This is a genomic window from Frederiksenia canicola (genome assembly GCF_011455495.1).
GTDB lineage: Bacteria > Pseudomonadota > Gammaproteobacteria > Enterobacterales > Pasteurellaceae > Frederiksenia > Frederiksenia canicola.
In genome coordinates this window covers 1617796-1631351 of record NZ_CP015029.1, presented here as the reverse complement: position 1 = coordinate 1631351, position 13556 = coordinate 1617796, and the positions used below count along the sequence as shown (strand labels likewise).

2 protein-coding genes are annotated in these 13556 nt (G+C 41.9%); both read right to left on the bottom strand.

The annotated features are described in order from the left end of the window. Positions 1 to 13: 13 nt before the first annotated feature. Positions 14 to 3697: a methionine synthase gene (gene metH / locus A4G17_RS07905; RefSeq protein WP_123956112.1), complete on the bottom strand. Its 3684-nt coding sequence runs from the start codon at positions 3695 to 3697 to the stop codon at positions 14 to 16. Between the two features lie 177 nt (positions 3698 to 3874). Further along, a complete protein-coding gene (locus A4G17_RS07900) occupies positions 3875 to 13495 on the bottom strand; it encodes a YadA-like family protein (RefSeq protein WP_123956113.1) in 9621 nt (3206 codons plus the stop codon). Positions 13496 to 13556: the final 61 nt, after the last annotated feature.

Below are 13556 nucleotides of genomic sequence, written 5' to 3'. Positions count from 1 at the left end.
TACAAAAGTAATTCTACTTCATCGCTACACTCAACCATTTCAACATCGTCTTCTCATCCCAACCTTTTCGTTTGGCATAATCCACAGCCTGATCTTCGTCAATACGTCCTAGTGTGAAATAGTTGCTCGCTGGGTGGGAGAAGTACCAGCCGCAGACGGAGGCGGCGGGCCACATGGCGTAGCTTTCGGTGAGTTTCATGCCGATGCGTTGTTCTACTTCCAATAAATCCCAGATGATCTGTTTTTCGGTGTGTTCTGGGCAGCTTGGGTAGCCGGGGGCGGGGCGGATGCCGATGTATTCTTCACGAATTAAACGTTCGTTATCCATAGTTTCGTTTGAATAGCCCCAAACTTTAGTGCGAAGTTCAAAGTGAAGATATTCCGCCATGGCTTCGGCTAAACGGTCGCCGACGGCTTGCAGTAAGATGGCGTTGTAGTCGTCACCTGCGGCTTTGTAGCCTTCCACTAAGTCGTGCTCTTCAATCCCTGCACAAACGGCGAACATACCGAACCAGTCTTGCTGTCCGCTCTCTTTATCGGCGATAAAATCGCTCAAGCAAAGGTTATATGGGCTTTTGCTGTTTTTGCCCCGTTCGGTTTGTTGGCGTAGGTTATAGACTTTGCCCACTGGCGAAGTGCGGTCGGAATTTGCAAAAATTTCAATATCATCGCCCGCTCGACAGGCAGGGAAAATCCCCATTACGCCACTTGGGTTGAGTTTGCCGTTTTGCTCTAATTCGTCTAACACTTTTTGGGCATCATTCCATACTCGGCGAGCTTCTTCGCCCCCTTCAGGATAATCGAAAGCATCAGGATAGCCACCCATCAAGCCCCATAACATAAAGAATGGCGACCAGTCGATAAATTTGCGTAAGGTGGCAATCGGCACGTTTTTATATTCGATAATGCCCGTTTGTTTTGGCTGTGGCACTTGATAATCCGCCCATTCGCCCGCAAAGGCATCAAAGCGATTGGCTCGTGCCTCTTCAATTGGCAACTGTTTGCGTGGAGCTTTTTTGTTGGCAAAGGCGTGCTGAATTTGCTCATATTCCTTTTTCATTCGTTCCCACAATTCCGCTTTAGTTTCTGGGTTCATTAGTGCAGCACAAACGGTTACCGCACGAGAAGCGTTGGTGGTATAAACCACTTCGTGCTTATATTTTGGATAGAGTTTAATAGCTGTATGTTCTTTTGACGTGGTCGCTCCGCCAATCATCACCGGCAGATTTAAGCCTAAACGGGTCATTTCGCCTAAGAAATATTCCATTTCATCTAAAGACGGGGTAATCAAACCACTCAACGCAATCACATCGGCTTTTTCTCGAATGGCGGTGTCGATAATTTTATCCGCAGGCACCATCACGCCTAAGTCAATCACTTCAAAGTTGTTACATTGCATCACCACACTCACGATATTTTTACCAATATCGTGCACATCGCCTTTCACCGTTGCGATTACCACTTTGCCCGCTGACGAGCCTTTTTGCTTGGTGGCATTGATAAATGGCTCTAAGTAAGCCACCGATTGCTTCATTACACGAGCAGATTTTACCACTTGCGGTAGGAACATTTTGCCATCACCAAATAGCTCGCCCACCACATCCATACCATCCATTAACGGCCCTTCGATCACTTCCAATGGCGAGCTGAATTTTAAGCGAGCTTCTTCGGTGTCTTCAATGATATGGTTGGTGATCCCTTTGACTAAAGCGTGTTTCAAACGTTCTTCTACGCTCCAAGTTCGCCACTCGGCGACGCTGTTATCTTCCTGACGAGCGGTCGAATTTCGGTATTTTTCTGCAAGTTCGATTAGCTGTTCTGTGGCGTCTGGACTACGGTTTAGCACCGCATCTTCAATGATGTTACGCATTTCAGGATCGAGATCATCATAAATCGCCAACTGCCCAGCATTGACAATCCCCATATCCATGCCTTGCTTAATAGCGTGATAGAGGAAAACGGCGTGAATGGCTTCACGCATCACATTATTGCCTCGGAATGAGAAAGAGACGTTAGACACACCGCCCGAAATTTTGGCGTGCGGTAGGCTCTGTTTAATTCGCCCTACGGCATTGATGAAATCCACACCGTAGTTGTTGTGTTCTTCAATTCCTGTACCGATAGCGAAAATGTTTGGGTCAAAAATAATATCTTCAGGCGGAAAGCCCACTTGATCCACTAAAATGCGGTAGGCTCTGGTACAGATTTCTACTTTGCGATCTTCTGTATCTGCTTGCCCCACTTCATCAAACGCCATCACCACCACAGCCGCACCATAACGGCGAACGAGCTTGGCTTGTTGAATAAATTTCTCTTCCCCTTCTTTCAAGGAAATCGAGTTCACGATTGCCTTGCCTTGCACCACTTGCAAGCCTGCTTCAATTACTTCCCATTTGGACGAATCGATCATCACCGGCACTTTTGCCGCATCAGGTTCCGTCGCCATAATGTTGAGGAAACGCACCATACATTTTTCCGAATCGAGCAAGGCCTCGTCCATATTGACATCGATCACCTGTGCACCGTTTTCCACCTGCTGAATGGCAATTTCAATGGCTTCGGCAAATTTTTCTTCCTTGATTAGCTTTTTAAATTTAGCCGAACCCGTCACGTTATTGCGTTCACCCACATTGACGAACAGGCTATCTTCATCAACGGTTAATGGCTCAAGCCCAGATAAACGCATAGCGGTTTTGATTTCAGGTAACTGACGTGGTTTGATGCCTTCCATCGCTTCACTAAAGGCTTTGATATGCTCAGGCGTTGTCCCACAGCAACCGCCAACAATGTTCACAAAACCTTGCTCCGCCCATTCTTTTAAATGAGCTGCCATTTCTTCCGCACCTAAATCATAGCCCCCAAAGGCATTTGGCAAGCCTGCATTAGGGTGCACAGACACATAGGTCTCGCTGATTTTCGACATAGCTTCTACATATTGACGCAACTCTTTCGGGCCTAAAGCACAGTTCAAGCCAAAAGTGAGTGGTTTAACATGGCGTAGGGAATTGTAGAAGGCTTCGGTGGTTTGTCCCGAAAGGGTTCGCCCAGAGGCATCGGTGATCGTGCCTGAAATCATAATTGGCAAAATCACGCCCAATTCTTCAAACACTTGGTCAATAGCAAAGGCAGCTGCTTTAGCGTTTAAGGTATCGAAAATGGTTTCGATCATAATCAGATCAGATCCACCTTCAATTAAACCTCGAGTGGCTTCCGCATAAGCATCAACTAATTCCATAAAAGTGACGTTACGGAAACCGGGATCGTTTACATTCGGTGAAATTGAGGCTGTGCGGTTGGTTGGGCCTAAAATCCCCGCCACAAAACGAGGCTTTTCTGGCGTGCTATATTTATCTGCCGCCAAACGAGCCAATTTTGCCCCTGCAAAATTGAGTTCATAAGCTACCGCTTGTAATTCATAATCGGCTTGGGCAATGGTGGTTGAGCTAAAAGTATTGGTTTCAATAATATCTGCACCCGCCGCCAAATATTTCTCGTGAATGGCTTTAATTAGCAACGGCTGGGTGAGAGTTAATAAATCGTTATTACCACGCAAATCAACGGGGCTATTTTTAAAACGCTCGCCACGAAAATCTGCTTCAGTGAGTTTATATTTTTGGATCATCGTCCCCATCGCACCGTCTAGAATTAGAATGCGTTGAGAGAGGAGAGTAGTGAGAAGTTGTGTTTGGTCTTTCATTAGAATCTATAAGTAAAGGAAAATAGGCGAATAATAGGAAGATAGCGAAAGCCTGTCAAAGGTTTATTTGAAGTACTTGCAAGCGGTCAGATCCACACGCAATTTTGCAAACAAAAAAGAGTTGCTGTTTCCAGCAACTCTTGTACTTAAAATTTAGTTAGATAACAGGCTATCAGATTACCATTGATAACCAACACTACCACCAAAGTTGACATCACCGCGAGAGTTCAAGCCCGCTCCGACTTTGATTGAGATTTTGTTGTTATCAGAGTTTCTTGAGTATCCTACCGCAACGGCTGATTCAGCTTTGTATGAACCCATACCGACGGAAATGATGCTCTTGCCAGCTTCATTTGGACGTTGTAAGAAGGAGATTGCAGTTGCACCAGCAATACCAGCACGAAGATCTTTGTTGATTTTATTCACGTGGTTATTGATGTTATTTACTGCACCTTTTAATTGTCCAACATTTACTGCATCATTGTTATCAACACCAGGAGCAACGTTAGTAATGCGTGCAGCAGAACCATCTGCCTTACTCACTTTTAAGTCACCCGTTGAAGTTGAACCTACTTTCGGCCCTTTATCCCCACCAACTTGAATGGTGTTAAATACTGGGTTGTCCGAAATGGTTACTTTCACTTGACGTGTGCCATCAGCCAGCGTTGAACCTGTGACCGTTGCATTTTTGTTGCCACTTGCAAATTCAACACGGCTGTTATTACGCACTTGATCTTTGTATTTGTCATCTGCTGTGCCAATCACAAAGCCTAAGTTTTGTAAATCACCCACGGTCGCCACATTGTTCGGGTTAGAGTTTGCAAAATCCGCTAAACCACCGTTACCTGCTGTACCTAAAGCATCTTTCGCTTTTGCTGCATCAATGGCTTTTGCATTCGCTTTTGCAGAACCGTTTGGATCAACTTGATCTGCTGCATACCATTTACCATCGTTAGCAAGTTTGATGTCTTTGCCATCTACTTGCGGCGCAACAAAGGTGTTTGCACCATTTGCAACATTACCTAATTGTGATGGTGCACCAATTTCACCATTCGGTGCAGCTGGGTTCACTAAGTTAGTGCTTAATGCATTCACATCCGCAGGTTTAGTCATATCTGGTTTGCCATCTGCACCCACTTGGTAGAACTTGTCTCCCACTTTCGCTACAGGCACATCTTTACCACTTGCATCTTTAGTTGTGTAGGTAAGTGGTAAACCATTTACGTGTACAGAAACTTTGGTTGTATCCACACCTGTTTTTTCATCACGTGTTGTTTCTGCTGTTACAACCGTATTTGCACCATTGGTGAAATCAACCACATCGTTCGGGGTCACTTTTTCAGTCGGTTTACCCTTACCGTTGGTGGACTCACCATTTTGTTGTACAAAGAAGCCTGATTTGTTAACTGTTTGATCTAATTGATCTTTGTTCACCGCTTGGTCAGGTTTTTCTGCCCAGGCAACATTATCCAAGTTCACACCACCTGTACCTTTGGTGATTTCATCTTTAGCATTTGGATTTGCTTTGATTGCGGCTGCTTTCGCTGCATCTACTGCTTTTAAGATGTCCGCTGGCGTTGCTTGTGGGTTAGCAGCCAAAGTGTCTGCGACCGCTTTTTCAGCTGCAGCTGCAATTGGGTCTTTCACTTCATACTTCGGCGTTTCTTTACCAAGACCGTTAGTGAGCTGCGCACCTTTGTTCAGTTTTGCAACTTCAGCATCTGCTAATGGTGTTGCATTACCGTTTGGTTTGCCATCTGCTCCAACTTGATCTTTAGCATAGATCTTGCCGTCGTTTGCTTTCACAAACTCTTTGCCCGTTGCGTCGGTGTATTTGAAGTCAATTGGTAAATCCACATCCACTTTTACAGTCGTCGTCGTTACTACTTTACCGTCTTTGTCTTCTTGCTTCACTGTACCCAATGATACTTGAGTATTTTTACCGTCAGCAAAACTAACTTTATCATCAGGGTTCACTTTTTCAGACTTGTTGTTATAGTCCACGTTTGCCGCTTCTGCTGCATCCGCTTTACCGACTGTCCAGCCTGATTTTTGCAACGCTTCTGCGACTTTGTGACCAGTCACTAAGCCATCACCATTGTTTACCACAGTGTCTTTCTGTGCTTGTGTTAATGGTGTTGCCCCCGCTTTTGGCTCACCTGTTGTTGGGTCAATGTCTGATTTTTTGTAGTAGTTACCATCTGGGGTTTTCACTACTTCCGTTTTTTGACCATCAATGGTTGCAATGCCTTCGTTTGGCTTGATAACGTCACCTTCTTTCAAGGAAATCTTGATTTCACGTGTGCCATCCGCTTTAGTTGCACCTTCTACATTGATAAATTTCTTATCGCCAACAAAGTCTACTTTGGCATTGTTACGAACTTGGTCGGTATAACCATTTTCTGATGCACCAATGTTAAAACCAAGATTTTGTAAATCACCAACTGTCGCCGCATTGTTCGGGTTAGATTTCTCGAAATCTACTAAACCACCATTAGGTGTTGCCTTAAGTGCTTCTGCTGCTTTCGCTGGGTCAATAGCGGTTGCGGTATCTGTTGGTTTACCGTTAGCTCCAACATCACTTTCTTTGTACCATTTACCGTCGTTAGCGAGTTTAATTTTCTCACCGTCAACAACTGGTGCATCAAAGGTGTTTGCACCATTTGCAACATTACCTAATTGTGATGGTTTACCAATCTCACCATTCGGTGCAGCTGGATTCACTAAGTTAGTGCTTAATGAATTCACATCCGCTGGTTTGGTCATATCTGGTTTGCCATCTGCTCCCACTTGGTAGAACTTGTCACCCACTTTCGCCACAGGTACATCTTTGCCTGTTGCATCTTTGGTCGTGTAAGTAAGTGGTAAGCCGTTTACATTGACTGTAACTGTTGTCTTATCAGCACCCGTTGCTTCATCACGCTTGGTTTCTGCTGTCACAAGGGTATTCGCACCATTTGCAAAGTTTACCGTGTCGTTTGGTGTGACTTTCTCAGTTGGTTTACCTGCGATAGTTGACTCACCGTTTTGCTCTACAAAGAAGCCTGATTTGTTGACAGTTTGATCTAACTGGTCTTTGTTCACCGCTTGGTCAGGTTTTTCTGCCCATGCAACATTATCCAAGTTCACACCACCTGTACCTGCAGTCACCGTATCTTTCGCTTCAGGATTTGCTTTAATCGCATCAACACGCGCTCTATCCGTTGCTGTTTTTACTGCAGCTGCAATTTGCTCTGGAGTAGCTTGTGGGTTGTCTTGCAATGTTTTCGCAACAGCATCTTTGGCTGCTTTTTCTACTGCTACTTGAATTGGATCTTGTGCAGTATAACCATTGTTTGGTTGACCATTTGCATTTACCCCATCAGTAAGCTGAGCACCTTTCTTCAACTCAGAAACTTGGTCATCTGTGAGTGGTTGAGCACTGATGCTTGGGAAGCCATCAACACCTACTTCATTTTTCGCATAGAACTTACCATCGTTTGCTTTCACATACTCTTTGCCTGTCGCATCGGTATATTTGAAATCAACTGGTAAATCGACATCCACTTTCACAACAGTCGTAGTAACAACTTTGCCATCCGCATCTAATTTCTTCACAGTACCTAAAGACGCTACTGTGTTTTTACCATCTGCAAAGCGAACATTATCATTCGGGTTCACTTTTTCATCTGCATTAGTATAAGTGACTTCAAATGCTTCTTCAGCCTCTGCTTTACCTACTGTCCAACCTGATTTTTGCAACGCTTCTGCCACTTTGTGACCCGTCACTAAACCATTACCATTGTTTTTAATGGTTGCAACTTGATCATCGGTTAGTGGTGTGATATCCGCTCTTGGTTGATTTGACTTTGGATCAACAAATGGAAGACCTGTTGTAGGATCGATATCTGATTTCTTATAGTACTTACCATCAGCCGCTTTCACGACTTCTGTCGGTTGTCCATCAATCGTGGCTGTGCCTTCGTCTTTATTGATGATATCGCCTTCTTTCAAGGAAATCTTGACTTCACGTGTACCAGTCTCTTTATTAGTTGAACCTTCTACAGTGATAAATTTCTTATCGCCTACAAAGTCTACTTTGGCATTGTTACGAACTTGGTCGGTATAACCATTTTCTGATGTACCAATGTTAAAGCCAAGATTTTGTAAGTCGCCTACTGTTGCCGCGTTATTTGGATTAGAGTTTGCAAAATCAACTAAACCACCATTAGGTGTTGCCTTAAGTGCTTCTGCTGCTTTCGCTGGGTCAATAGCGGTTGCGGTATCTGTTGGTTTACCGTTAGCTCCAACATCACTTTCTTTGTACCATTTACCGTCGTTAGCGAGTTTAATTTTCTCACCGTCAACAACTGGTGCATTAAAGGTGTTTGCACCAGTTGCAACGTTAGTAATTTGATTACCGCCGTTATTTAAGCCATCTTTGGTTAAAGATACTGTTTTGGTTGGATCTGCTTGATTAGCAGGCGTAATCGTTACACCATTACCATTTACGGTTGTTGTGTTACCTGCGGCATCTTGGAATTCTGCACTAGAAAGCCCTGTTAAATTTTTAGCAAGTTTAACCTCTAGTTTATCGTTGCCATTTGCAACAACACCTATGTTACCGCTTGATAATTTTGTTTCATCTGTAACACCACCAACCACACTTACTTTTTGACCAAGTTTACGGGTTACATCAGCACCAGTATCACCACCAAAAGATAATGGGCTATTTACTGCATCATTTAAGCTATTTAATGCATCGCCTACATTATTTGCTTGTTTCACTGAATCATTTGCAGGGTTAGTGATGTTATAAGTTGGTGCTTTAATTGTGCCGTCTGGGTTAACCGCAGCACCACCACCTAACGCATCAACCGCACCTTTCAGTTGGCTTACATTTACTGCGTCAGTATCTTTTTTACCTGCTTGGACATTTGCTAATGTAGTTGGGTTAGTTGTTGAACTATCAGCACCTTGCATAGAGGCAATAATATCTGCAAGTTCGACTTTGTTTGTTTTATCCGTTGGATCTGTGTAGAAATTGCCATCAGCGTGTTTATAGACTTTAGTACCATCTGCTTTAGTGTAAACCACAGGCAATTGTGCTGTTTCTGCCAATTTCTGAGCATCAACATTCACCTTGAAAGTTGTCTTATTACCATCTGTTTCACTTGTTACTGTTGTACCAGTGCCATCAGCAAAATTCACTGTATCGTAAGGTTTAACAAAGTCTGTTGCTGTACCATTTGTTTGTAAATTAAAGCCTGCATTTAGTACATCACCAACGGTTGCTGCATTAGTTATAACAACATTGTTTGGTTTTGTTTGTGTCTTTGTGCCATTATGTGGCTGATTAGCTGCTGCAGTATTATCATTTATAACTGGTAAATTAGAAGCAACGTTAGTGATTACTTCATTATTCGCATTTAAACCAGCATTAGAGATATACGTTTTTCCACCAACGTTAACACCGTTGTCATCCAATACAACTTGGTTTACGCCAGTGCCTGCTGTTACACCTTTAAAGGTTGGTGTATCAGAGAAGTCTAATGTAATGGTGCCACCATTTTTGGTTGCGGTTAAGTTAGGGTCATTAGATACCACATTTTGTAGTGCAGAATCTGCTTTCGCTAAACTATCTTTTGCCTCTTGAGTTAAATCAACCGTGACTTTATTGCCTTCTACTACAGTGGTTACTTTTCCATTATCCTTACCAACAATATCAAAACGTGCATTGTCTTTATCAATAACAATACCTGTAGCTGTTGCATCTTTATCTGCACCTACAGTAAATGAACTTAACTTACTTTCTACAACAGTTTTTACCTCGTGTAATTGGCTACCATTTATGGCATCAGTAGAGGTTGAATTGACATCACCATTAGCCACATTAGTAACTTTGTTACCACCATTATTAAGTCCATTATCAGTTAAACTAACATCTGACTTGTTAGGGTTTTTAATGGTAATGCCGTCTTTATTAATAGTCGTTAAATCATTGCCTGTACCAAAATTAGCACTTTCTAATCCTTTTAGGTTTTTAGCTAACTTAACTTCCATTGAGTTAGTGTCACGAACAATAACACCAATATTTTTATCATTTAGAGTAGTAAGATTTGCATCATTATTTTCTCCACCTTTAATATCCATTGCTTGGTTAGAGCTTCGGGCGATAACATTCTGATCTCCAGCTGGAATACCGCTATCCTGATTGCTGATGGTGGAGTTATCTCCTCCAAAACGTAATGGACGAGTTAAAGCGTAAAGTTGGCTACCATTGATAGCATCAGTACTTTCAGCATCAACCAATCCAGCCGCAACATTTTGAATTCTACGCTCTGTCCCAGTGGCACCAACGGTAACAACACCTACAGGTTTGCCTCCTGCAAATGTATGTCCAGAATGATTATCCGTTCTTGTTGTATAGGTTTCCATTCCGGATGATGAAGCTGACTTAGCTACATGGGCGGAGGCTCCATCACCTAAATAAACGGAATTATCCTGTGTTGTTGTGACATTATTACCAAGTACAAAGAAACTGTTACCTTTTGCGTTTAAGGTATTGTTCGCACCGATAACTGTAGAATCTATAATTTTAACTTCCTCTTGCGAATCAGGATCATCAATATTCGCAACTGTATTGTGGTGTCCATAAACAAATAAACCACTTAAATCATTAGCAAGTTTATTGCCACTGCTGATAGTATTTTCATAACCAGATACTTGAATGTTTTTAAGTTCATTAACAGGAGCAGCTCCGCTTGGTGTGGTAGTGGTTACATTTCCGATGATATTTTGATTACCTACAATACGAACATTTTCTTTTGCTTTTAATACGTTGTTATTACCAAATACACCACTTTCATTAGCAGAAATATCGTCGTTAGTATTACCGAGAGAATAAGTACCAGAGCCACTAACTACAGTTGCATTTGTATCACCTAATACGCCAGCATACCCGATGCTACCAGAGTTGGTTCCTGTAACTTTTGTATGGGTACCGAAGGCAATAGAATTAGTTCCTGTTGCGTTAGCAAGAGTACCAATGGCATTAGCTGATTCAGCGCCAGAGAATGCTTCACTACCAAATGCATTACCTTTTAGTGAGTTAGCAATTGCTCTATCACCAATAGCATTTGCTTTTTCAGCAGATGAGCGAGCAAAATAACCAAGTGCAATTGCACGATCAACATTACCTTTGGTAATGTCTTTATTTGATGTGGCTGCTAAACTACCAATTGCAATTGAATTGTGTCCTTCAGTATTTGCTCCTGCACCAATAGCTAGACCATATTGATATTTGTTATTTGCAATTGCAGCATTAGTTTCACTACTTCTATCTGCAACACCATCATCTAACTCAGCGGAGCCGATATATTTAGTGCCAATAGCAATAGAACCTACTCCGTGTGCATTTGCGTTGTTACCAATTGCAATACTACGTTCAGCAATTGCTGCTACAGATTGACCAATTGCCATTGATAATTCACCAGTTGCTTTTGAATTATCTTTATTACCTCTCGTAATACCACCATCATTCACACTAAAATAATGTGTTGTAGTGCTATTTACATATGCTAGCATTTGACCGTAATTAACAGCATCTTTTTCTGTCTTAGCATCAGCAACATTGGAGATACGAGTATTTTGCTTTAATGTAATACCTGCAGTAGCTCCACTATCTGCTGGAGGTGGAACCACATCATAATTGATACCATTATTTTGGTTTTGTGGTAGATTATTGATAAGTTGATTTAAATTGTTAGTGACATCAGATGAGGCTCGTTTTAATTGTGCAACGGTTACTACATCTTGATCGTCTGCACCATCCGCAACATTTACGATTCGACGAAGAAGGGGAGTATCTAAATTTTGATTACCAACAGAGACTACTGAACTTGATGGTTTAGCTGTGAGGTAGCTTGTTGCACTTTTTTCTTTAGCTACTGAGCTACTACCTAAAGCAACATTATTTGCATCTGAGCTTGCACTAAAACCAATTGCAACACCGCTTTCGCCCTTGATACTAGCGTTGAAACCAATAGCAACAGATTGTTTTGAAGATGCATTAGCATTGTAACCTAGAGCTGTAGAATCTTGACCTGCTTTAGTTTGTGAACCAACAGCTGTCGCACGTTGGATTGCTGTTGCACTGGTATAGGTATTTGCATTATTACCAATCGCAATATTTTCGCCTAGTGTTTCTGGAGAGTTAACAATAAATTTACCAGCGTGCTGACCTAATGCAATATTTACTTTGCCGATAACATTGGAGCCTGCTCCTGCACCAATACCGATATTTCCTTGACCGTCTACATTTTCACCAGCTTCTTCACCAATATTGATATGGGAATTTTTGGTTCCTGTTGCATCGGAAGCTTGACCTTTACCAGCATTTAAACCAATAGAAATGGTTTTTTCTGGTAACGCTTGAGCGAGTTGACCAATAGCAACACTGCTTGAAGATGCTGCATTAGTATTTTCACCAATTGCAACAGCTCTTGTTGATGCTCTAGCAGTAGAACCTACGGCAATAGCTGAATCGCCTATTGCTTGAGAATTTGGACCAATAGCAACTGCTTTTTGAGCAGACGAGGTGGCTTGATTACCAATTGCTAGAGCAAAGTCGGCTTTTTTCTCGACTTTCGCTTCATTACCTAATGCAATAGCTTTACTACTTGCAATTGTTTTTGCGGCTGTACCTATAGCAATGCTGTCTTCTGCAAAAGCAGTATCAGCGTCTTTATTTGCAGTTACAGAATCTTTACCAATAGCGATATTACGATTACCACGAGCTATAGCATTGTCACCCACAGCAACGGAACTTTCACCATCACCAATTACATAGGTTGAGCCACCATCATAAGTAACATCCCCGTCCTTTTTTGAGCCTACTCGTGATTTATTACCAATGGCAACTCCTTTTTTAGCCGTATCTTCAGTATATGAACCTGAACCAATTGTAATAGACATGTCTGCTTTGGCAGTAGTGTTATGGCCAACAGCCACAGTCTCTTTATCTTTAGCTTCTGCATTGTGACCAACAGCCACAGCATTATTGCCAGTAGCTTTAGAACTTGAGCCTGCTGCAAGAGCATTTGTTCCTGTTGCAGTTGCATCTGGTCCAGTTGAATTTGCACGAAAATATTTGATTCCTGAATAGGTTGATGTTAATTCTAATGTGTTGAATAATGTATTTAGTGCATTAAATTGATTTTGATTATTAGTAACCGTATTAGATAGGGTGGTTAATGCGGATTTATCTGCTTTGTTGTTTTGCAAAGCAGTTACATCTGTTTGGTTGGCTTTGGTTGCAACAGTGGCTTGCAAGGTTGTTAAATCCGCTTGACTTGCTTTAGTTGCGACTGTGCCTTGTAATGCTGTTAAATCAGTTTGATTAGCTTTACCCTCTACAGTTGTTTTCAATGTATTTAACTCTGTATTGTTAGCTTTACTGTTTAACTGATTCGTTAAATTAGTAATTTGCTCTTCTGTAGCAACATTTTTTCCCCCAACAGTTAGAGTGTTGGTGGTTATTCCATTATTAAATGTTGCATTTCCATTAAAGGTAGCTGTTCCAGTTACATTTAATGTGTCAGCATTTACTTCCGTCGCAGTGACATAGCTTGGGAGTGCAAATACTATGGAAGATAGAAGAGCAAGTTTGGTTAATTTAAATGTTTGTGTATTGTCCGAAGGGCTTACACCATCACTATTGCTGACAGACTTAGTTTTTCCTCTAGCACTAGCTAACTCAGAAACAGCAATAAATGCATTAGCTACTTGGCTCCAGATAACTTTGTATATCTTATTCATAAATAATTCTCCCAAGAATTCTTGTGTCAATTAAATTTGAGTATTGAAAAATAAAGTACGC

Coding starts and splice junctions, on each gene's coding strand:
- metH (WP_123956112.1), bottom strand. CDS start 3,697: ATGAAAGACCAAACACAACTTCTCACTACTCTCCTCTCTCAACGCATT.
- A4G17_RS07900 (WP_123956113.1), bottom strand. CDS start 13,495: ATGAATAAGATATACAAAGTTATCTGGAGCCAAGTAGCTAATGCATTT.